The sequence below is a fragment of the Asticcacaulis sp. genome, from assembly GCA_024707255.1.
Taxonomy (GTDB): domain Bacteria; phylum Pseudomonadota; class Alphaproteobacteria; order Caulobacterales; family Caulobacteraceae; genus Asticcacaulis.
The window spans coordinates 598,357-619,293 of sequence record JANQAC010000001.1; the positions used below are offsets into that span (position 1 = coordinate 598,357).

Consider the following 20,937-nt stretch of genomic DNA (forward strand, 5'->3'; position numbering starts at 1 on the left):
GGAGGCAACGGAGAACCTGATGCCCGATTCACAAGATCCTGGCGCGAGACAACCTGCCCCTCCCCGCTTCCTGCTGTTTGAATATTCCGAACTGAACCCGGCCATGCGCGCCGATCCGCATACGCTCTTCGATCCGCAGCGCCGTGAGCGCCCGGTCGAGCACGACGGCATGATTCCGGCCATGCTGATCAGCGCCTATGGCGTCGGCCGCGAAAGCCTGATGGACCGCTCGCTGTCGCGCAATTTCGACGATGCGGCGCCGGAAAATCCGGTCATCGCCAATGTCCGCCGGCTGAATGCCGCCATGGCCGCCGAATTCGGCAAGCACGATTCCATGCTGACCCTCGATGATCCCGATCATGGTCGAGTGCGCGGCATCGTCGCCGAAGCCTTCCTGAAACGGGCGGCGGGCGCGCAAGGTTTGGTGGCGCAGATCATCGATGCGCAGATAGATACCCTGGCCGGTCGTGATAGCTTCGATGCGGTCAATGACTATGCCGCCCGCATTCCGATCCAGGTGCTGGGCACGATCCTCGGCTCACCGCCGGAGATGTTCGAGTCGCTGAAGGTGTGGACCGAGGCCGGGCAACTGGCCTTCGACCCCACCAAATCCGCCGAACAGGAAAAGCTGGCCCTGGATGGCCGCCGCGGAATCCTGAGCCATTTCAAGGCCCTGATGGAGGCACGTCGCGCCGAACCGCGTAACGACCTGGTCAGCGACCTGCTGGCGGCGCAAGGCAATGGCGCACCGATCGATGACAATGAAATCTTGTTCAACCTGTTCGCCCTGCTGGTGGCCGGTCACCTGACTACGGCCGACCTGATCGGCAACGGCATCTACCTGTTGCTGACCCATGATGAGGCCCGTCGGGCCATTCTCGCTGATCCGAAGCTGATCACCAGCGCGGTCGAGGAAATCCTGCGCTACGAGCCGCCGATCTCATTCTCGGCGCGCTTCGCCAAGGCGGATGGCAAAGCCGGCGGCTGCCCCTATCACAAGGGCGATGCCCTGGTGGTCAGCCTGATTTCAGCCAACCGTGACGAGGACCGCATCGACGATCCGCATCGCTTCGACATTACGCGCCGGCCCAATCCGCACCTGTCGTTCGGCGCCGGCGCGCATATCTGCGTCGGCGCACCGCTGGCCCGCATCGAAGGCCAGACGGCGATCCTGAAGCTGCTGCAACGCTTCCCCAACCTGCGCAAGGCCGATGACAGCCCGCCCGACTGGCGCGTGGTTCCCGGCGTGCGCGGCCTGGCGAAGCTGGACGTCACGACCGTATGATCCGCACTGCACTTCTGCTGACGGCCACCCTGCTGGCATCCCCGCTTCAAGCGGCGGAATCCGACTGGCGGGCGGCCGATCCGCAGAATGTGCTGGTCATAGACACCGAAAAGGGCCGGCTGTACGTCGAACTGCACCCGGAAGTGGCGCCCAAGGCGGTGGAGCGCGTCAAGCTGCTGGCGCGGCGCGGCACCTATGATGGCCTCCTGTTCCACCGCGTCATTCCGGGCTTCGTGGCCCAGACCGGCAACCCGAACAACCACGACAGCGGCAAGACCGAACTGCCCAACCTCAAGCCGGAATTCCGCTTCCGGCTGAATGCCGCCGTGACGCATACCGTGGTCGCGCGGCCGGCGGGTCTTAATGAGGGCTTCATGAGCGCCTTGCCCTATATCTCGGTCGATGAAACCCGTATGTCCGCCAATCCGGATCACGCCGTACATGCCTGGGCGACGCACTGCACCGGCACGATGGGCATGGGCCGTGACGACACGCCGGTCGATTCCGCCAATTCCGAGACCTATTTCATGCTGGCGCCCACGCAACGCCTGGATCATGAATATACCCTGTTCGGCCAGGTGATCGCGGGTGGTGATGTCCTGCAATCCCTGGCCTCTGGCGAGCCGCCCGCGCATCCGGATTCGATGATCCATGTCCGGGTGCTGGCGGATATGGCCAGGGCGCCGCGCATCGAGATCCTGAAAACCGACAGTGCGGCCTTCAAATCCCTGTCGGATCAGGTCCGCGCGGCAAAAGGCGCCGATTTCTCGATCTGCGACCTCACTGTACCGGCGCGGGTGATCCCGTGACGGAGTGGATTACGTCAGGCAAGGTCCGGGCAAGGGAAACACCCGATGGCATCGAGATCATGATCGACGGTCTGACGACCCAGGCCAAATATTACAAGCCTCTGGTCTATGAGTTCTTCCGCAAGGAATGGCGCGGTTCACGCGCCGCCTGGGGCGATTACGCCGTCGAAATCCGTATGGAGCATATCGGTGATCCGCCGTGGATGGACCTCGACAACCTCGCCAAGGCCCTGCTCGACGCCATCAAGGGCTTCGTCTTCCATGATGACAGCCAGGTGGCCCGCCTGCTGGTCGAGCGTCATCCCGGCGAGCGCGAGCAGATACATATCCGCGTCTACGCGCTTAAACGCTAAGCAGTCGCCTCAGGGTTTCTGCATTGCGCACGGCATTGGCGCCGTAGTCGTTATTGAAATAGGCCCAGATGCGTTTGGCGCCGCTGGCCTTTATCCGCGCCGCCCAATCCGCCAGTTCGGCGTCGGAATAGTCATAGCGATACCATTTTTTCCGGGCCATGAAAGCGGATATAGACGTCATCGGCCGTGCGGATCATGTCATCCGGCAGTTTCGGCCCGCTGCACGAACAGAAGATGACGTCTTTGGCGCGAAAGGCGGCATAGACCTCCTCGTTCCACCAGCTTTCATGGCGGAACTCGACGACATTGCGCCGGCTGTGATCGAGCTGTAACACAATCCGCTCCAGCCTTTTCGGCGCATAGTGGAAACTGGCCGGAAACTGAAACAGGAAACAGCCCATGCGCTCGCCCAGGATGTCGGCGATATAGCCAAAGTCCTCCACCAGTTTTTTCACATCCTCGAATTGGCGGATATGGGTGATCAGTTCGCAGACCTTGACTGTGTAAACAAAATCCCGCCCCTCGGCCTGTTTGAGCCAGGTTTTCACCGTATTGACCGTCGGCCAAGAATAGAAGGGCGCGTTCAGCTCGACCGTGTCGAAGTGGTCCATATAGTATAGAAACCACTCTTTCGTCGGCATCTGCGTCGGGTAAAACTTGCCGCGCCAGTCCCAGTAAAACCAGCCGGAACAGGCGACATTCAGCGCCGGCGGATTGGAAATGACCGGCTTGGTCTCGGTATCAGTCAGCCGGGCCTTGTGCATCTTTTCCGCACGCAGGGCGTTGGCGGCGCGCTGCTTCGCCCGGCGTTCGGCTTTTCGTGACCGTCGTTCTTCCGGCGACCGTTTTGGTTTGTCTGTCGGGCTTCCGTCCATGCCGTCAGCATCGGACCACCACCATCAGATTTCAATTATGACTGCTACCAGCTCCAGGGTTCCAGCGCCCCCCAGATGGTCAGTATGAAGATATAGAACAGCCAGTAGAGCAGCATCAGGCCGTGCGCCACCTTCTGCCAGGTCGGCCAGTCGTCGCCGTAGCGCCCGCGGCCGCTGTAGACGAGATAATAGGTCGCCACCTGATAAAGGGTGCCGAGCATGGCCACGAAGGCCAGCGCCGAGGCCAGGCGCACCTGCCCCGCCGGCCAGTGGGTGAACAGGCTGCCGGGATTATCGGCCAGGGCCTCATGCCAGGTGTGGAAGATAAAGATGGCCGCCAGCCACAGCAGCGACAGGCAGGCCGAAATGACCGTGGCGCGGCCCTGTTCCTCGGTCGGGTGCTCATTGCGCCCCGGCCCCTTGGCCAGCATGATCCAGACAAAAATACAGGTGGCGATCATCAGTGCCGTCAGCAGGGTCACCACCGACGGATTATACCACCAGCCCACGCGCTCATAGCGCGCCACATTGCTGGCGGTCTCGAAACCATCTACGTTCGTGCCATTGGCATTGAACAGAAAATGCAGCCCGCCGGTGGCCGAAGCCGGACCAGAATCTTCCGCGTCCTGCGGCGTGAAAAACCCGGTAGCCGAGGCCGGCACGAAGGCCGACAGGCCGTTCGGCGTGGTCAGGATCAGGCGGCCATCGCTGTCGACCGTAATATCGACCGTATTGAGCAGGCGGGTGACGGCGCCTTCAAGGCCGCCATAGGCGCGGCGGGTCGAGACATACTGCCCGGCGATCGCCCGGTAATAGTCACGATGCTGGGCATAGGCATTGGCGGGTGATGGCATCAGCGGCGGCTTGACCGTATCGCCGCTCAGATGATCGAGCAGCAGGTTCGGATAGCTGGCAGTCAGGGCCGCGCCGGTCTGGGTATTGGCGCCGATAAAGATGCCGAGGTTCATTTCCGGCACGATGACCATATTGGCATTGAACCACAGGGTCGCGCCGCCGTGGCCATAGGTGGTGAAACCCGCCGGCGCCTGGCGTATCATCAGGCCCGATGCCCAGCCATTATAGCCTTCCGGCATTTTCAGCAGCGGCTGGCGGAAGGCACTGGCGGAATCGGCATTGAAAAGCTGGATGCCGTCGATCTGGCCATTGCCGAGCATCATCGCCATCAGCCGCGCCATGTCCTGGGCGGTCGAGGAGGCGCCAAGCGCACCGGAGAGCGGAATGGCGTGCTCGAAGGGCTGCGCCTCATAGGTGGCGCCATCCCAGACAAAACCGTCGGACAAGTCCTGCGTCAGTTCTGCCGAGAGCGGTGTCGGCAGGTCTTCCAGATCGAGCCCTTGCGGGCTGTAGGGTTCGCGCAAGGACGTATGGGTCATGCCAAGCGGCTGGAAGATGCGGGTTTCCATCAGGGTCGGCACATCCTTCGCCCGCGCCGTCTGCTGCAGCGCGCGCGCAGCCAGGGCCGCGCCGAAATTAGAATAGGCGGAAAATTCACCAGGTTGGCGCACGCGCTTCGGGCGGTGAACACGGAAATAGCTGTCCGCGCCGATCAGGCGGGAACCATTGAGCTGGAACAGATGCCCCAGACTGGTATCCTCATAGCCGCTGGTATGATCCATCAGCTCGCGCAGGGTAATCGGCTTGAACCGGCGGTCCTCGCTGTAGACATCGGCCGGCAGGTAATTACCGATCGATGAGTCCATCTGGATACGGCCGGCTTCCAGTTCCTGGCGGGCCACGATCCAGGTAAAGGTCTTGGTCACCGACCCTATGCGGAACAGCGAACTGTTGGGATCGACGCGGCGCAAGGGGGCCAGGCGGTCATAGCCATAGCCCTTGAGCAGCAGCGGCGTATTGCCCTGCACCACCGCGACCGTAGCGCCCAGCACATGATCGCGCTGCATCAGGGTGCGCACCACGGAGTCGGTGAAGGTTTCGATGTCCTCCGCGCTGATCGGAGTCGCGGCCGTGCGTGGCGGCAGGGCGGACGTCACCACCATCGGCATGGCCGGTTTAACGACGGCGCCGGGCAGGGTTGTCTGGTAACCAATCGGGCCGCTCGCCGGAACCGCCGGCGCGGGCACGGGCGAAGCCGCAGGCGTTACAGGCTTCGGTCTCAGGCGCGGCCTTACCGGCGCCGCGCTGGAAGAAGCTGCCTCGGAGGCCGGCGTCGGGATGTAGGGCTTGAGGTCAAGCTCCGGCGTGCTGGCCGACGTACTCGCTGGCGTTGGCACGGTTTCTGGTGCGGCAGGCTTCACATCGGCGGTGGGCGGCGTGGACTGGGTAACCGCCGGGCCGGCGGCGCCACAAACCAGACCCAAGGCCAGCAGCACAGCCGCCGCTTTGCTCTTTGGTCCAAATCTGTGAACGAAACCCCGAAAAGCCATCTTCGATTCAATCCCGGAACGCGCATTCGTCTGTTATGCGAATTTAGGCGATTCTGGTGACAGGCGTAGCGTCTTTTTCGGTTTGCCCGCTTATTTCTTGCGGAACTGATCCAGCGAAACGATCTTGGGGGCATCACCATCGGGTTCGGGGGCTGCGGCGTCCTTTTTGGGACGTTCCGCCGGCGGCGCCAGTTCGGTGACGATATCGCCTATTTCCTCGCCCGCGCCGAGATCCTGGTCCAGATCCTGAGACAGGGCCGCCGGATCATCGACCTCGAACTCCAGCATGAACTGGGCGTGCGGATCGTGGAAACGGGTGATGGCGTTATAGGGCACGGTCAGGATCTTGGGCGCGCCGCCGAAGGTGAGGGTGACGCGGAAGAAGTCGTCGGTGACGCGCAGGTCGCGGAACTGGTGCTGCAATACGATGGTGATGTCGTAGGGATAGCGCGCCAGCAGATCGGCCGGGATCGAAACGCCGGGCGCCTTGGTCAGGAAGGTGATGTAGAAATGATGCTCACCCGGCAGCCCTTCCACCGAGGCGGCCCGCAGCAGCCCCTGCTTGATGACGCCGCGCAGGGCGTTCTGGGTCAGGTTGGCGTAATCCATCTGGTCGATGATCATCTGATCTTCGGACATGCGTTCGGAGCCTCTGCAAAACTGGTATTGTGCGCTGCGTTCAGCCTTAGCATGACCGTCTGAAAACGAAACCGCAAATTGCCGTGAAGCGGCAAAAAAGCCATATCCACATATTTGATACGGATTTTGGTTCTTTCACAACATTTGGTTAACCATTGGTTGAGTAAATGCAACTCAGATATCAGCGTTTTTATAAAAAACGTAATAGTAAGGAGTGCCTCGAAATGGCTAACAGCGACACCTATCAGCATCGTCTTGATTTCGCTCGTATCACGCCTGAGGACACCGCCCTGCTGCGACAGGTCTGGCCGCGCATCGCGCCCGCCCTGCCCCGTATCCTGACCGCCTTCTATGCCCATATCATGCGCGAGCCACACCTGGCGGCGATGGTCGGCGCCCACGAAAGCCGCCTGCAGGGCGCGCAGAGCCGCCACTGGCACATGCTGTTCACCAGCGGTTTCAGCCAGGATTATTTCGACAACGCCCTGCGCATCGGCCAGACACATCACCGCATCGGTCTGGAGCCCAAATGGTACATTGCCGGCTACCAGTTCGTGCTCGATGAACTAACGGCCACCCTGACCGCCGCCTATCGTTTCAAGCCGAAAGCCCTGACCAGAGCGCTCATCGCCGTTAACAAGGCGGTATTTCTTGATCTCGATATCGCCATCTCCACCTACCAGGCGGCCAGCGAAGGCGCCATCATAGAAAAGGCGCGCAAAACGGAAACCGCGATCGATCAGTTCCGTGGTGAATTCGAAACCATTGTCGGTCAGGTCTCCGAGCGGTCCTCAAGCCTGCAATCGACCTCGCGCGACCTGGGCCAGGTGGCCGACAGCGCGCAATCGACCTCGGAGACCGTGGCCGATGTCGCCAGCCGCGCCTCGATGGACTCCCAGTCCGTGGCCGCCGCCGCCGAGGAACTGACCAAGTCGATCCAGGAAATCAGCAGCCAGATCAGCGGCGCCTCGACCGGCATTCGGTCCGTGGTCCATATGGCGGAAACCTCCAGCGCCGAGGTGGGCCAGCTCTCCGGCGCGGTCGATAAGATCGGCGACATTCTGGGCATGATCCAGGGCATTGCCGCCCAGACCAATCTGCTGGCGCTCAACGCCACCATAGAGGCCGCCCGCGCCGGGGACGCCGGCAAAGGCTTCGCCGTGGTCGCCACCGAGGTCAAGGCCCTGGCCGATCAGACCGCCCGCGCCACCACCGAAATCTCTCAGCACATCAAGGAGATCAGAGGCTCCACGGATCGCGCCGTCGCCTCGATCGGCGACATAGTCAATGCGATCACCGAGGTCGAAGCGTCAAATACCTCGATCGCTGCCGCCGTCGAGGAACAGAGCACGGCCACCAACGAGATCGCCGCCAGCATCCAACATGTGTCGGACGCTTCTTCCAGCCTGTCCGAGCACATTGTCAGCCTGAACAGCGCCGTGAAACAGACCCAGATGGCAACGGAATCGGTGGATGAGTCCGCGCAATCCCTCGGCGGCGCAATCCGGCGAACTGACCCGCCACGCCGAACAGTTCTTCATCAATCTGCGGGCGTCTTGATCCGCTTCATAGTGTAAGGACGCCCGCATTATTTCGACCAGGTAAAGCGCGCACCGTCGCTGTCGTCCGGCATCGGCCCCGGACTGTCGGCCCGGATATCCCCGGTCTGCGGATCGATGCGCAGGAAGCGGTTGGTGGCCAGTGACATCAGCACCAGTTCCCCCGTCGGCGTTTCAATCCACTGGAAGGTTTGCGCCGGGCCGGACTGGCCGGCCACAAGTGTCACCCCGCCATCCGCACCGACCGTGACATAGCGCCCGCCTGATCGCAGGGCTATGCGGCCTAATTTGCGATCAATGATCTCGAACCGCGTTGGAACAGCCGAAGTCACGCCCGCAGGGCTGGCCGCCAAGCCGGTTGAAGCGTGAAAAGAGGTCAGCCGGATCGATCGGCCATAGGGAATGGGTCGCATCAGGCCGTGGGTATGCGGCTGATAAACGTCGATACTGTCGAAATCGGCAAAACCGCCTTCGGCGCCGGTCGTATTGTAGCTGAACAATCCATAGCGAACCCCCTGGAAGGTGAAGGTCTGGTAGGTCAGCGCGACCTCATCACCGATAGGGGTAAAGGTGACTCCATCGAACGAATAGCTGAAGCGCGCCCGTTCGTTGAGAAAATCGCAGTCAGCCCGAAGCCAGATGCGCGTTCCAGTCATCTTCACCCGCACCGTCTTGTCGGGCAACTGGTCATAAAAGACGACATCGAGCCCGTCAGCGCTTTTTTCGACGCCCCCAGCACTTTTGTCGACGCCAAGGGTCGCATAGGGCAGATTGAGCAGCCCCAGGCCGGCCGTGTCGCCCGGTTTCAGGTTCGATACATCGAGCAAGACGGTCGGCGTCGACATCGGCCCGATCGCCCGCTGCGTCAGCGTATCGCGCGCCTCATAAAACGAGTTCGCCGGCAGGGCGTGAAGCCTCAGGAAGCCCGGCCGTTCCGACAACGACCACTTACCATCGACCGGGACATGGTTCCACTGCCACAGGGGCTGGAGCTGCGGCGCCGAAAAATCATCGCTGCGCCGATAAGGCACACTGATCGGTTGCGGCGTGGCGGTCTTCGGTTTCACCCAGGTTCGCGGGGTGCGCGTCAGGTTACCCGGCAGGCCGAACCAGGGCCAGCCGTCCTTCCAGGTGATCGGTGACAAGTCCGTCAGCCGGCCCACAGAATTGAAATCCATCATGGAAAAGCCCCACCATTCGCCCTCAGGCGTCTGGACGATGCCGCCCTGGTGCATCGCCAGGCCATGACTGGCAGCGGAGCCGGGCGCCCAGAACTTGAACGGTGGCTTGGGCGAACCCGTGCGCGGGCCTGCCGCCATGCCGAAGTCCTCATGCAGGCTGATCGCGCGATTGACCTCGTAAGGCCCCAGCACATGATCGGCCCGCGCCGCCGGCATACGAAAGCCGCCGGCATATTCGGCGCTGATGATGTAGTACTTGCCGTCGATCTTGTAGAAATGCGCCCCCTCGCCCATCCCGGCGTCATCGGTGAAGAGGATGCGCTCAGTGCCAGGCACGATGTCGGTCAGGTCGTCCGTAAGCTGGGCCAGGTGCATCCCCTGGTGCCCCCAGACGACATAAGCCTTGCCGTCGTCGTCGAACAGAACGGACAGGTCATGAAAGCTGCGTTTCATCGATGTGTGCGTCCACGGCCCCTTCGGATCGGCGGCCGTGAACATCTGGGTGTTCTGGCCGTTGACGTTCGAGAAGATGTAGAATTTGCCGTTGTGGTAACGGAAGCACGGCGCCCAGATGCCCTGGCCGTAGATATTTTCGCCGTCCTCCAGCCGGTAGGCCGGGCCCAGGTCGAGCTTGTCCATGGCATAGGCGACGAATTCCCAGTTGACCAGATCCTTAGAACGCAGAATTGGCAAGCCCGGCATGGTGTGCATAGTGGTGCCGGTCAGGTAGAACCAGTCGCCGACGCGGATCAGGTCCGGGTCTGAAAATTCATCATAAAATAAAGGGTTGGTGAATGTGCCGTCGCCGTTATCCGGCGTCCAGGTCGCGCTCGACAAGCTGTTGGACGCACTGACCATCGGAGCGTCACGAGTAAGCGCAGATGCCGGCAAACTCAGCGCCAACACCAGGCATGACGCCAGTCCGGACATGACCGCTCCGGAAAATTTCAACCCATGCCGCATGACGTCTTTTCCCTTTTTGCGCTGTGATACCATATCTGAGACAGCGTCAACAATAGGGACGCCAATATTTAGTCAGACAATTGATATCGCGGCCGTGGCATCCGAATAGCAAAAACGAGAGGGTGCTTTTTTAGGCCAGTTTTTCATTAAGATTGGAAGCGCCTTAACCGCCAGGCGTAGGTGGCAGCCTTCTGTTGCAAGGCGGCTGCCGGGCCCCGCCTGAGAGGCTTATTTCCCAGGAGTTGTAGGCTGGATTAACCAGGCCGCATTACGCAGCGATGGCTTGATCCGAAGCGAAGTTATCGTTCGCAGTTAAAAAATGAGGCGATCACAGAGCCTCACACTGAGGGAAAGCTTCACCTTTACACGCCTGTCGATGCTGATCGGCCCCATGATCTCTAAGCCTGAGATTGATGGTGGAGCCGCCGGGAATCGCACCCGGGTCCAGTTCGCTTATTACGTGGGCGTTTATCCCCATAGTCGAACCTAAGCCCGACATCTCCAATATAGGCGCTTCGCGTGGCCAGGGGAAGAGTGTGGCCAGGAAAATCGTCCTTATGGAATTTTTGTCACAGCCCCGTGAAGTCGCGGGGCAAATTTATGCGCCCTGCCCTAGCTTCCGGACATCCAAACCCACGCTGAGGAACTCCATCATGTCCAGATCAAGCCATCTTCGTGCCGCCGCCGCCTGTGGCGCCATCTTCGTCCTGTCCCTTGGTGGCCCGGCCGCCTGCAGCAAGACCACCACCGACAAGGTCGAGGAAACCACCACCAGTGTGGTCGCCGACGCCTCGGCGGCGGTCAGCAGCATCGGCGCCGATATGGACGCCAATAAGACGCAGGATTTCGTCACCAAGGCGGCGATTGCCAATATGTTCGAGATCAAGACCAGCGAACTGGCTGTCAAGACCTCGAAAAACGCCGATGTCCTGGCCTTCGCCAAAATGATGATCAAGGACCACACCGCCGCCGGCGACAAGTTCAAGACCGCCGTCGCCGCCACTTCCGGCCTGACCCCGCCGGCCGCGCTCGACGACGATCACCAGAAGAAGCTCGATGACCTGGCTACCAAGACCGGCACTGACTTCGACAAGGCCTATGTCGATATTCAGCAGAGCGCCCATGCCGAAGCGGTCAGCCTGTTCGACGACTATTCGAAGAACGGCAAGGATGCGGCCCTGCAAACCTTCGCCACCAATACCCTGCCAACCCTCCAGGCGCACAAGGATAAGATCGACGCTTTCAAGGAATAGGCGCCGGCAAGGAATAGCCGTGACAGGCCCGTCCCCGCTCAGGAGGCGGGCCTTGTCATGCCGGCATGGGAATCTCTGAAAACCGTTTGATTTGTTACGATTTTCAAACATTTCACCCTTGAAATTTATCTTGCGGCGGAACCGAAACCCATATAGTCTTACCTTACATGGCGCCGGGGGCGGTGCCTGATCTTTGAGGGGGAAATCCTGATATGCGTCGTTTGATGACCGCGGCAGTCCTGTCGCTCGGCCTTGCCATGACGGCTGCGCCAAATCTGGCCCAGGCGGCTGTTTATGCCAACCGTGTGGAAATCACCAAACCTGCCGAAGGCACGCCGGTCCTGGTTGTCATGCCTGAGGTCTCGCTGGGGATGCTGACCGCCGGCGGCACCGTCGAGCCAAAGGAAGAGTGGTCGCAGAATACGCGCAAATATCTGAATGACAGCCTGACCAAGGCGCTGCAGGGCAAAAAATTCGCAACGGCCTCGACCGATCTGGCGGCCTACGAGGATTCGCAGGATCAGCAGATGCTGAAGCTCAACGACGCCGTGACCGATTCGATCGCGCAGAATATCGGCCTCATGGCCCTGCCGACCAAGACCACCTTCGACTGGACACTTGGTGAAGGCGCGGCCGGACTGGTGCCGGCTGATTCCGCCACACCGCCCGCCTACGCCCTGTTCGTGCGCTGCAAGGGAAGCTGGTCCTCCGGCGGCCGGGGCGCGGCCTTTATTGCCGCCGCTGCCTTCGGCGCCTCCATTCCAATGGGCGGCCAGTTCATCACCGCCACCCTTGTGGACCTGAAAACCGGCCAGGTGGTGTGGTATCAGTTCAACATGGTGGGCATGGGCACCGATATCCGCACGCCGGAAGGCGCCGCCACCGCGGTCGATAACCTGTTCAAGACCCTGCCGCTGTAAGCGCGCGTCATGTTCATGTCCCCATCCCGCCGGCGCCCCTGGATAAACCGGGCCGCCACAGCCCTGGTCCAGGCCAGCCTCGGCCTCTGCCGCCCTTCCGGTCGGCACGCTTCCGGCCATGGCCCAGGAACAAACGGCCGCCAATCTCGACAGGGACATGCCCGAGCGCATTCCCGGCGCCAGACCCGATCCCAAATCGCTGGAAGGCGGCATCTGGGCCGACAGCGCCAAGGCCGAGCGGTTAGCCAAAACATCCGGCGAGCGTGACACCGATCCGGCTTTGGAAGCCTATATCTCCGGCGTCGAGGCCGGGGTCGCCGGGCCATTTGCCGGCGACATCCGCATGTATGTGATGGACCGGCCCTTCTTCAATGCCAGCGTCAGCCCCAATGGCTATGGCGAGGTATGGTCGGGCCTGCTGCTGCGCTGCGAGACCGAGGATGAACTGGCCTTTGTCCTTGGCCACGAAACCGGGCACTTTCGCCATTCGCACGGCCTGAAACGCTATCAGGAAGTCAAGTCAGGCTCGAACGCCGCCATGGTGGCCATGCTGGTGATCGGCGTCGCGGCGGCCGCCTCTGCCGCGGCCTCCACGCCTGCCGGGACCACCTATCGGCCGGTGGGCGGCTACTCAGGCACCCTGATCGACCTCACCTATCTCGGCACCATCGCCGTGCTGATGGGCTATTCGCGCGATACCGAGGCCCAGGCCGATGCCTATGGCCTGATCTATGAAAACAAGGCCGGTTACTTTACCGGTTCCGGCGCCGCCTTGTGGACACGCATGATCGAGGAAACCCAGGCATCGGACTACGAAAAGGTGCGCCGCCTGCCCACCCGCACCAATGTCTTCGGCAGTCACCCGCTGGAGAGCGACCGCATCACCCTGCTGAATGCGCTCGACAGGCAGCTTCATGGTGGTGCCCTGGCCTCCCAAGACGTGGCGGAAGCGAAAGCGGCGCGCGCCGCCTACCGCGCCCATGTCCGCCCCTATCTGGGCCGCTGGTTGAAGGACGACCTGCGTCGCCAGGATTACGGCCAGACCCTGTATCTGATCGACCATCTGAGCGTCGATGGCGAGGATGCCGGCCTGCTGAACTTCTATCGCGGCGAGGCCCTGCGCCTGCGCGGCCATACCGACGACCTGCCCCAGGCGCTGGCCGCCTATAAAGCGGCGCTCAAGAGCCCGGACGCGCCGGTCGAGACCTGGCGCCAACTGGGCGATGTCTACCGCCATGCCGGCCAGACGACTGAGGCGCAGGATGCCTACAGGGCGTATCTGGCCGCCGCGCCCACGGCCAGCGACGCCTGGATGATCCAGGACGAAATCGACACCATAGCCAAGACCACGCCGGCCGAAACGCCACCACCGGTATCTGGCGCAGCACCCGCGCCCGAAGCCGCACCATCCAACGGGGGAGCCACCACATGACCATCAACCCACTGATCAGACCGGCCCTGGCCGGCATCATCGCCGCCCTGAGCCTGACCGCCTGCACCACCGCGCCGGTCCCGGCACCCACCGGCGCCTATACGGTGGCGCCCAGCTATTCGGTCAAGCTGGACCGCAACTGGTCCGACCTCTCGCAGGCGACCCTCTTCAAGAGCAGCACGGCCCCCAAGGTCCGCCTGCTGAGCATTGACGGCCTGCAACTGAACCGCCTCTACATATCCGAGGGCCTGACGCCCGACGATCCGCTGATCGCCAATCCGGCACGCCCCGATACCAAAACGACGCCCACCCTGCGCGGCAAGAGCGACATGTCGCTCTCCGAACAGATGGAATTCGTCTCCCAATCCGTGGCGGCGCTCGATTATCACAAGGTCGAGACCCGCAATCCGCAGCCGATGTCTGTCGGCAGCGTCAAGGGGGTGCGCTTTGAACTGACCGCCAGCACGCCCGAGGGCCTGCACATGCACGGACTGGCCCAGGCGGCGGCGAAGGACGGCAAAAGCTACTACATCGTCTATCTGGCGCCGGAAGAGCACTATTACGCTGCCAGCCTGGCCAGCGTGACCGCCATTATGGACAGTGCCAAACTGCCGTAACCGGTATGGTCCGCCGCAAGAAAAACGCCTGCCTCCGGTATCAGAGGCAGGCGCTTTCGTTAAAGGCCGGCCTGATCAGAAGAAGCCAAGCTTGCCCGGCGCGTAGGAAACCAGCAGGTTCTTGGTCTGCTGATAGTGGTCCAGCATCATCTTGTGGGTTTCGCGGCCGATGCCCGACTGCTTGTAGCCGCCGAAGGCCGCGCCCGCTGGATAGGCGTGGTAGCAGTTGGTCCAGACGCGACCGGCCTGAATGCCGCGGCCGGCGCGATAGGCCATGTTCATATCACGCGACCAGACACCGGCACCCGGGCCATAGACCGTGTCATTGGCGATCTCGATGGCCTCTTCCACCGTCTTGAAGGTGGTGACCGAGACCACCGGCCCGAAGATTTCCTCCTGGAAGACGCGCATCTTGTTGTGGCCCTCGAAGACGGTCGGCTTGATATAGAAGCCGTTATCAAGGTCGCCACCCAGACGGCTGGCCTCGCCACCGGTCAGCACCTTCGCGCCTTCGTTGCGGCCGATCTCCAGATATTTCAGGATCTTTTCATATTGTGCCTGCGAGGCCTGCGCGCCGATCATGGTGCCGGTATCGAGCGGATCCCCCGGGCAATGGCCTCGACGCGCTTGATGGCGCGTTCCATGAAGCGGTCATAGATCGATTCCTGCACCAGGGCCCGCGACGGACAGGTGCAGACCTCGCCCTGATTCAGCGCGAAGAAGGCGAAGCCCTCCATGGCCTTGTCGAGGAAGGCGTCGTCCTCCGCCATCACGTCGGCGAAGAAGATGTTCGGCGACTTGCCGCCCAGTTCCAGTGTGATGTTGGTGACGTTATCGGCGGCATAGCGCATGATCTCCTTGCCCACGGCGGTCGAGCCGGTGAAGGCGATCTTGGCGATACGCGGGCTGCGGGCGAGCGGCGCGCCGGCTTCCAGCCCGGTGCCGGAGACGATATTGAGTACGCCCGGCGGCAGCAGGTCGTGGATCAGTTCCATGACGACGAGGATCGAGGCCGGGGTCTGTTCGGCGGGCTTCAGGATGACGCAGTTGCCGGCGGCGAGCGCCGGGGCCAGCTTCCAGGCCGCCATCAGGATCGGGAAGTTCCACGGAATGATCTGCCCGACCACGCCCAGGGGCTCATGGAAATGATAGGCCACGGTATCGTTATCCAGTTCGCCGATCGAGCCTTCCTGCGCCCGGATGCAGCCGGCGAAATAGCGGAAATGGTCGATGGCCAGCGGGATATCGGCGGCGGTGGTTTCACGCAGCGGCTTGCCATTGTCCAGGTCTCGGCCTCGGCGACCAGGGCGAGATTGTCCTCGATGCGCTGGGCGATCTGCAGCAGGATATTGGAGCGTTCGGTCACCGAGGTGCGGCCCCAGTTTTCGCGGGCGCGGTGCGCGGCATCAAGCGCCAGTTCGATATCCTCCGCCGAAGAGCGCGGCACTTCGCAGATCTTGCGGCCATTAACCGGCGAGGTGTTGTCCATGTAGCGGCCGTTCACCGGCTCGATCCACTGACCGCCGATATAGTTGCCGTAGCGTGTCTTGAAGGGGGCGCCGGCCTCGATGATGCGCTCGAATTTGGTCATGTTGGGTCTCCTTGCCTGTTTGGTTGTTGTGCCCCGAGGCTGCGCGCCTGTGCGGTGCAGCAACAAGCGTCAGGTGGCTGTATGAGGCGGTCTCGACCAGGTTTTGGAGCGCTTTTCAGACCGCCTGTCGCGGCGCACGACATGATATTTACGCCTGTCGCAGTTTGCGACACCGATGGCGGGTTTCGCATCAAAATGGGCGTGAAAACGGCGAATGCGCTTGCATCAGCAAGCCAAAGGGTTTTCTCTTTCCCTAAAGACAGGGAATAGAGTTGACCGCTGCCGAGCCATCGCAAATCCAGAAAGCCCGCGAGGTCTTCTTCGCGCGCAAGGGCCTGCCTGTGGATCAGATCGGTCATTCCATCCTGCGCTCATGGATACGCTGCGCCGACATGGGGCTGGATGAGCGAGCGCTCCCGGCCATAGACGCGCCCACGGCGTCCGAAATCCGCCTGCTGCATGAAAAGCACGAAGCTCTACGCCGCATTTCGCGCCCCGAACTGGACGCGCTTTATTCCGAAGCGCGCGAAATCTCCGGCATCGTTATCCTGACCAATGCCAAGGGGGAAATCCTTGATGCCGTGGGCGACCCCGGCTTCGCCGACAAGGCGGCCCAGGTGGCGCTCAGGCCCGGCATATTATGGAGCGAGGACGGCACCGGCACCAATGCCATAGGCACGGCCCTGGCCGAACGCCGCTCGGTCGTCGTCAATGGCGGCGAACACTATTTCCAGAGCCATCAGGTACTGACCTGTTCGGCCACGCCCATCATCGATCCGCGCGGCGCCACGCTTGGCGTGCTTGATATCTCGGTGCCGGCCACCCAGCAGAGCGGCCATGTGCTCGGCATGGTGCGCATGGCCGTGGAGCAGATCGAGCACCGCCTCTTCCGCAACGGTTTCGATGGCTGTCGCACCCTGCGCTTCCAGACCGACCCCAACCTGCTGGGCGCCGCCCGCGAGGGTATACTGGTGCTGAAGGACGGCATAGTGGTGGCCGCCAACCGGCGCGGCCTGTCTCTCGTCGGGCGCACCTGGGACGGCCTTGACCAGCTTCATGTCGAGGAGATTTTCGATACCCGCGTCGCCCATCTGGCTTCCGGCCGCCTGAGGGCGCAGGACGGCCGCGACTTCTTCGCCCAGTTCGAGGGTGAAAGCGCAGGCCCGACCTTGAGTACCGCCCCGCAGCAGAGTCTGGAAGACATAGAACTTTCCAGCATCCGCCAGGCACTGGAAGCCCACGGCGGCAATGTCAGCGCCGCCGCCCGCCACCTCGGCATCCACCGCAGCACGATTTACCGGCGGATACAGGGCATTTAACACAGGCTCTCCTGACAGGAACCTCCAAATTTCTCGTGAAATTTGGCAAGCGCGACTGCGCGCCCGAGCTGATGCGAGGTAAGCCCGCGCGGCACTTGAGCGCAAGAAATGTCGCTTCGACGGTTACATCTCATTCATGAACCCCTTTTAATTTGATTTCGGGGGGGGCTTCCTTCACTTTAGCGTCAAGTTCGATCGCTACAGATCGATGTTTTCCGGCTTCGGCTCAACGCAACAGCCCTGTTCTGGCGCTTCCTATACCGCGACAGTGAACAGGACAAATGCCGCAGCCTTTGGAGGTTTAGTATGCGTACCCAAATCATTTACCCGGCCATTGGCGCGGCCAGTCTCATGGCCCTGCTGGTCGCCACCGGCGCCGCCGCCCAGTTGCGCCTTCTGAGCGACGGCCCGCAAATCGAACTGCGCGACATGGTCGCCCGCGTCGTCGTCACGCCGGAAGACCGCAGCGATATCGATATCCGCGTCCGTTACGGCAGCGTGAAGGTGCCGACCCTGATGGTTTCGCAGCGCGGTTCCACCACCGTGCTCAATGGCCACCTCAGCTCGGGCCGCCAGCCGAATTTCAGCTTCCGCATCAATGTCAATGACGATGACCAGGTCTCGGCGCGCAATGGCAAGGTCCATATCGCCGGCATCGGCCTGGTCAATGTCTCCGACCTGCCGCTGGTCTTTGTCCGCGTGCCGGCCAATGCCGTGGTCAAGGATTCGGCCTATACCTTCGGCCGCGTCGCGCCCAGCAAGAGCCTGGACTTCATCATGAACGGCGGCGGCGAATGGGCCATCGAGCCCGTGGCCGGCCCGCTCAACATCATCAACAGCGGCTCGGGCCGGATCTCGGTGGCCAGCGCCGGCGACAGCATTGTCGACAATATGGGGTCCGGCGACATCAATCTCGGCACGGTGCGCAATCTCCAGGCCGTCCTGACCGGCTCCGGCAATTTCAATGTCGAGCAAAGCGGCACGACCGCCCTGCAAAACCAGGGCGCCGGCGATGTCAGCATCAAGCGCAGCGGCGCGCTGAAGGTCCAGCTCAATGGCTCCGGCGACCTGACGCTCGGCGATATCATGGGGGGCTTAAGCGTCGTCAATAACGGTTCCAGCGACATCGCCGTCCAGCGCGTCGGGGGACCGGTCAATCTCGATATTTCCGGCTCCGGTGATGTTTCGATCGCCGGCGGCCAGGTGCCCGCCTTCGTTCTGCGGGGATCGGGCTCCGGCGATGTCAGCTATGGCGGTATCACCAACACGGTCAATGTCGATACCAACGGTTCCGGCGATGTCAGCATCATGAAGGCGACCGGCGCGGTCGTTACCAAGGTGGTCGGCTCCGGCGAAATGCACATCGGGCATTGAATTTATCCCCGGCCGACGACTGGCAGTCTGTGGCAAGGTTTTATTTAAGAAGGGGAAGCCACAGATTGCACAGATGAACACAGATTAAGGAAGCCAGAATTTCCCCGGAAATCCGTGCCTATGCTCAGCCGATTAAAGAGCGCAAAGCGCTCAAACAGGCAGGCCCTGGCACATCCGGAAAACCAGGCACAAACCAATCGCCTTCCTTTCTTAATCTGTCTTCATCTGTGCAATCTGTGGCCTCCCTTTTTTCTTTAGGCCGCGGCCCCACACTCAGGCAACTTATCCCCATAATCCAGCCATGGGATAGGCTATGCCCATGACACAGATAGAGACACAGATACAGGCGCACCCTCACCGCCCCGACCTGCGCCGCCGCGCCGAACGCCTGATCGCCGCGCTGGACGCCACGCCCGCGCCGCAGACCCTGTCTGACATTATGCGCGCCGCCCGCACCCTGATGGTGATTGACCGCCTGCTCACCCAGCTATGGCCGACGCCAACCGCCAAATCCGGACGGCAGCCAATGGCCGAGCCCGTGGACGTGGCGCCAACCGTGCCGGATGACAACCGCACGCCTGACATAGCCACCCCACCACCGCTAAACCGCCACCAGCGACGGCTGCAGGCCGCACAGGAGCGCCACGTCCGCACGGATGCCCCCTTATCCGCGGTGAAACCGGTTCCTTTCCCCCTCTCCCCATGACGATGGGGAGAGGACGGGAGCCGAACGAAGTGAAGGCGACCGGGTGAGGGGCGTGTGCATCTGCCTGCGAAAATGCGTTCCAAAGGATGCGTCCGTCATATGTTGCGCCCCCGACCATAGGAAACCAGTCTCGTCGGTGCTCATAAACAGGCCAGGTGCGACAGCCTGCCGCACACATTTCATCCGAAATTACCGCTCGATTTTCGGAAATTTTCCCAACCCGCGCAACCACACGCATAACTCTTGTTGCGACGCACAAAGAATTTCAAATATTAACGTTTTGTAATTTTAACTTATTGAATTTGTTAGATTATTACATCTTATTCATGACATGGTATTAATTTGAACTATGCACGTTGAAGGCGCATATGAGGGTCATCGCAGCAAACACACAGGAGATTTTAGCGATGACTGCCCAGTTCTACACCGCCACCGCCCTTGCCGCCGGCACGCTTTTCATGATCGCCGCCCTGCTCACCATCGGCCAGTTCTAACCCTCCCCGAAAGGATCACTCCCATGACCAATACCTACGCCCCTCTCGCCGCCGTTTCCGCCCTCGCCGCCTTCACCCTGTTCATGGTGATCGCCCCGGCCACGGTCGGCCTGTAAGCCCCTCCCTCAGATAAGGAAACAGATCATGTCCCTCTCCATCCCCGCCGTCTCCGGCCTGGCCGCCTTTACCCTGTTCATGCTGGCCGCCCTCTTGAGCCTCGGCCACATCTAGGCCAATCAGTCCCCAGCCTCGCGTAAGCGTAAATAAGGCGCGGAGAGCCCAGACATTCTGGAACGCTCCCGCGCCTATTTCTTTGGCTTAACGCCGCCTTGAGCTTTTAAGCTAGGCTCCGAAGCGAACCCGCCGGAGCATGTGCTGATGAATACCAGAGTAACCTGTCAAGGCTGCCGTGATGGCGCCGAACTCCCCTTTGCCTTCACCATGGCCTTCCAGCCTATTCTCGATGTATCGCAGGGGCGCGTGTGGGGCTATGAGGCCTTGGTGCGCGGACCGGAGGGCCAGGGCGCCGGCACGGTGCTGAGCCAGGTCACGCCAGAGATCATGTACAAATTCGACCAGGCCTGCCGCGTGCGCGCCATAGAGCTGTTTGGCCGCCTGTCCCCCCAGGATGACACGCGCCTGTCGATCAATTTCATGCCCAATGCCGTCTATGAGCCCTCCGCCTGCATCCGGGCTTCGCTGGGCGCCGCGGCCCGCGTCGGCCTCAATCCCAAACGCCTGATGTTCGAATTTACCGAGCAGGAGCATGTCACCGATACGGCCCACATCTCAAAGATCGTCGCGGAATACAAGCGCCAGGGCTTCATGACCGCGCTCGATGATTTTGGCTCCGGCTATGCCGGTCTGAACCTGCTCGCCAATCTCCAGACCGACCTGATCAAGATCGATATGGACCTGATCCGCGATATCAACACGGACCGCGTGCGTCAGGCGATTGTGGCCGGGATTATGTCGATCGCCCGCGCCCTGGATATCCAGGTCATCGCCGAGGGTATCGAATCCGAAGCCGAACTGACCACCCTGCGCGCCGCCGGCGTGTCGCTGTTCCAAGGCTACCACTTCGCCAAGCCGCAGGTCGAGGCCCTGCCGATGGTGATCGGCTTTGAAGCAAGTCCTCGCACACAAGCCTTGCGGGCTTAAT

At 61.7% G+C, this 20,937-nt stretch carries 18 protein-coding genes, 1 other RNA gene and 1 pseudogene; 13 read left to right on the plus strand and 7 right to left on the minus strand.

Translation table 11 applies throughout. The annotated features are described in order from the left end of the window. The first annotated feature begins 19 nt into the window (after positions 1–19). Genes NVV72_02910 through NVV72_02920 form a run of 3 tightly spaced genes read left to right on the plus strand, consistent with a single transcriptional unit; the run spans position 20 to position 2,447 of the window. A complete protein-coding gene (locus NVV72_02910; GenBank protein MCR6658329.1) occupies positions 20–1,285 on the plus strand; it encodes a cytochrome P450 in 1,266 nt (421 codons plus the stop codon). Then, positions 1,282–2,094: a peptidylprolyl isomerase gene (locus NVV72_02915; protein ID MCR6658330.1), complete on the plus strand. Its 813-nt coding sequence runs from the start codon at positions 1,282–1,284 to the stop codon at positions 2,092–2,094. Before NVV72_02910 ends, NVV72_02915 begins: the two co-directional genes overlap by 4 nt. Before the next feature lie 59 nt (positions 2,095–2,153). After that, positions 2,154–2,447 (plus strand): RusA family crossover junction endodeoxyribonuclease, encoded by a 294-nt coding sequence (locus NVV72_02920; GenBank protein MCR6658331.1) that lies wholly within the window; start codon positions 2,154–2,156, stop codon positions 2,445–2,447. Here NVV72_02920 and NVV72_02925 read toward each other — a convergent pair. From NVV72_02925 to NVV72_02940, 4 genes are all read right to left on the minus strand, one after another. Next, positions 2,437–2,607 carry a DUF72 domain-containing protein gene (locus tag NVV72_02925; protein ID MCR6658332.1) on the minus strand — a complete coding sequence of 57 codons (171 nt, stop codon included), beginning with the start codon at positions 2,605–2,607 and terminating at the stop codon, positions 2,437–2,439. The two genes, NVV72_02920 and NVV72_02925, sit on opposite strands and share 11 nt — an antisense overlap. Beyond that, positions 2,579–3,322, minus strand: coding sequence for a DUF72 domain-containing protein (locus NVV72_02930; GenBank protein MCR6658333.1), 744 nt, complete (start codon positions 3,320–3,322; stop codon positions 2,579–2,581). The genes NVV72_02925 and NVV72_02930 overlap by 29 nt, the downstream gene beginning before the upstream one ends. 44 nt (positions 3,323–3,366) lie before the next feature. Next, positions 3,367–5,673 (minus strand): beta-lactamase family protein, encoded by a 2,307-nt coding sequence (locus NVV72_02935; protein MCR6658334.1) that lies wholly within the window; start codon positions 5,671–5,673, stop codon positions 3,367–3,369. A 144-nt stretch (positions 5,674–5,817) separates the two neighbouring features. Continuing rightward, complete coding sequence (locus tag NVV72_02940) at positions 5,818–6,366, minus strand: ClpXP protease specificity-enhancing factor SspB (protein ID MCR6658335.1); 549 nt, start codon at positions 6,364–6,366, stop codon at positions 5,818–5,820. Between the two features lie 224 nt (positions 6,367–6,590). Here NVV72_02940 and NVV72_02945 point away from each other — a divergent pair, with 224 nt between their 5' ends. Beyond that, the gene (locus NVV72_02945; protein ID MCR6658336.1) at positions 6,591–7,943 is read left to right on the plus strand and encodes a globin-coupled sensor protein; all 1,353 of its coding nucleotides are present in this window, start codon (positions 6,591–6,593) and stop codon (positions 7,941–7,943) included. 11 nt (positions 7,944–7,954) lie between these two features. On the opposite strand, the gene NVV72_02950 is transcribed toward NVV72_02945, so the two are convergent. Both NVV72_02950 and ssrA read right to left on the minus strand, forming a co-directional pair. Further along, positions 7,955–10,036, minus strand: a complete 2,082-nt coding sequence (locus NVV72_02950) for a family 43 glycosylhydrolase (protein MCR6658337.1) — start codon at positions 10,034–10,036, stop codon at positions 7,955–7,957. Positions 10,037–10,248: 212 nt separating this feature from the next. Then, positions 10,249–10,605: a transfer-messenger RNA gene (ssrA, locus tag NVV72_02955) on the minus strand. Between the two features lie 117 nt (positions 10,606–10,722). On the opposite strand from ssrA, the gene NVV72_02960 reads away from it, so the two are divergent. From NVV72_02960 to NVV72_02975, 4 genes are all read left to right on the plus strand, one after another. Beyond that, on the plus strand, positions 10,723–11,322 hold the full coding sequence (locus NVV72_02960) for a DUF4142 domain-containing protein (protein MCR6658338.1): 600 nt from the start codon (positions 10,723–10,725) through the stop codon (positions 11,320–11,322). 212 nt (positions 11,323–11,534) lie between these two features. Beyond that, the gene (locus tag NVV72_02965) at positions 11,535–12,242 is read left to right on the plus strand and encodes a hypothetical protein (GenBank protein ID MCR6658339.1); all 708 of its coding nucleotides are present in this window, start codon (positions 11,535–11,537) and stop codon (positions 12,240–12,242) included. A 118-nt stretch (positions 12,243–12,360) separates the two neighbouring features. Continuing rightward, positions 12,361–13,674 carry a M48 family metallopeptidase gene (locus NVV72_02970; protein ID MCR6658340.1) on the plus strand — a complete coding sequence of 438 codons (1,314 nt, stop codon included), beginning with the start codon at positions 12,361–12,363 and terminating at the stop codon, positions 13,672–13,674. Beyond that, the gene (locus NVV72_02975; GenBank protein ID MCR6658341.1) at positions 13,671–14,291 is read left to right on the plus strand and encodes a hypothetical protein; all 621 of its coding nucleotides are present in this window, start codon (positions 13,671–13,673) and stop codon (positions 14,289–14,291) included. The genes NVV72_02970 and NVV72_02975 overlap by 4 nt, the downstream gene beginning before the upstream one ends. A gap of 75 nt (positions 14,292–14,366) precedes the next feature. On the opposite strand, the pseudogene NVV72_02980 reads toward NVV72_02975, so the two are convergent. Further along, positions 14,367–15,882, minus strand: a pseudogene (locus NVV72_02980) (aldehyde dehydrogenase family protein). A gap of 272 nt (positions 15,883–16,154) precedes the next feature. Between NVV72_02980 and NVV72_02985 the strand changes: the two are divergent. The 5 genes from NVV72_02985 to NVV72_03005 all read left to right on the plus strand — a co-directional run bounded on the left by NVV72_02985 (position 16,155) and on the right by NVV72_03005 (position 20,936). After that, the gene (locus tag NVV72_02985) at positions 16,155–17,201 is read left to right on the plus strand and encodes a helix-turn-helix domain-containing protein (protein ID MCR6658342.1); all 1,047 of its coding nucleotides are present in this window, start codon (positions 16,155–16,157) and stop codon (positions 17,199–17,201) included. Positions 17,202–17,507: 306 nt separating this feature from the next. Then, positions 17,508–18,575: a DUF2807 domain-containing protein gene (locus NVV72_02990; protein ID MCR6658343.1), complete on the plus strand. Its 1,068-nt coding sequence runs from the start codon at positions 17,508–17,510 to the stop codon at positions 18,573–18,575. Positions 18,576–18,894: 319 nt separating this feature from the next. Beyond that, on the plus strand, positions 18,895–19,281 hold the full coding sequence (locus NVV72_02995; protein MCR6658344.1) for a hypothetical protein: 387 nt from the start codon (positions 18,895–18,897) through the stop codon (positions 19,279–19,281). Between the two features lie 368 nt (positions 19,282–19,649). Then, a complete protein-coding gene (locus tag NVV72_03000) occupies positions 19,650–19,775 on the plus strand; it encodes a hypothetical protein (protein MCR6658345.1) in 126 nt (41 codons plus the stop codon). Positions 19,776–20,153: 378 nt separating this feature from the next. Then, positions 20,154–20,936, plus strand: coding sequence for an EAL domain-containing protein (locus NVV72_03005; GenBank protein ID MCR6658346.1), 783 nt, complete (start codon positions 20,154–20,156; stop codon positions 20,934–20,936). Position 20,937: the final 1 nt, after the last annotated feature.

Excerpts from the sequence above, each read along its gene's own strand:
- NVV72_02910 (MCR6658329.1), top strand. The coding sequence starts at position 20 with ATGCCCGATTCACAAGATCCTGGCGCGAGACAACCTGCCCCTCCCCGC.
- NVV72_02915 (MCR6658330.1), top strand. The coding sequence starts at position 1,282 with ATGATCCGCACTGCACTTCTGCTGACGGCCACCCTGCTGGCATCCCCG.
- NVV72_02920 (MCR6658331.1), top strand. The coding sequence starts at position 2,154 with ATGATCGACGGTCTGACGACCCAGGCCAAATATTACAAGCCTCTGGTC.
- NVV72_02925 (MCR6658332.1), bottom strand. The coding sequence starts at position 2,607 with ATGGCCCGGAAAAAATGGTATCGCTATGACTATTCCGACGCCGAACTG.
- NVV72_02930 (MCR6658333.1), bottom strand. The coding sequence starts at position 3,322 with ATGGACGGAAGCCCGACAGACAAACCAAAACGGTCGCCGGAAGAACGA.
- NVV72_02940 (MCR6658335.1), bottom strand. The coding sequence starts at position 6,366 with ATGTCCGAAGATCAGATGATCATCGACCAGATGGATTACGCCAACCTG.
- NVV72_02945 (MCR6658336.1), top strand. The coding sequence starts at position 6,591 with ATGGCTAACAGCGACACCTATCAGCATCGTCTTGATTTCGCTCGTATC.
- NVV72_02950 (MCR6658337.1), bottom strand. The coding sequence starts at position 10,036 with ATGTCCGGACTGGCGTCATGCCTGGTGTTGGCGCTGAGTTTGCCGGCA.
- NVV72_02960 (MCR6658338.1), top strand. The coding sequence starts at position 10,723 with ATGTCCAGATCAAGCCATCTTCGTGCCGCCGCCGCCTGTGGCGCCATC.
- NVV72_02965 (MCR6658339.1), top strand. The coding sequence starts at position 11,535 with ATGCGTCGTTTGATGACCGCGGCAGTCCTGTCGCTCGGCCTTGCCATG.
- NVV72_02970 (MCR6658340.1), top strand. The coding sequence starts at position 12,361 with ATGGCCCAGGAACAAACGGCCGCCAATCTCGACAGGGACATGCCCGAG.
- NVV72_02975 (MCR6658341.1), top strand. The coding sequence starts at position 13,671 with ATGACCATCAACCCACTGATCAGACCGGCCCTGGCCGGCATCATCGCC.
- NVV72_02990 (MCR6658343.1), top strand. The coding sequence starts at position 17,508 with ATGCGTACCCAAATCATTTACCCGGCCATTGGCGCGGCCAGTCTCATG.
- NVV72_02995 (MCR6658344.1), top strand. The coding sequence starts at position 18,895 with ATGACACAGATAGAGACACAGATACAGGCGCACCCTCACCGCCCCGAC.
- NVV72_03000 (MCR6658345.1), top strand. The coding sequence starts at position 19,650 with ATGAGGGTCATCGCAGCAAACACACAGGAGATTTTAGCGATGACTGCC.
- NVV72_03005 (MCR6658346.1), top strand. The coding sequence starts at position 20,154 with ATGAATACCAGAGTAACCTGTCAAGGCTGCCGTGATGGCGCCGAACTC.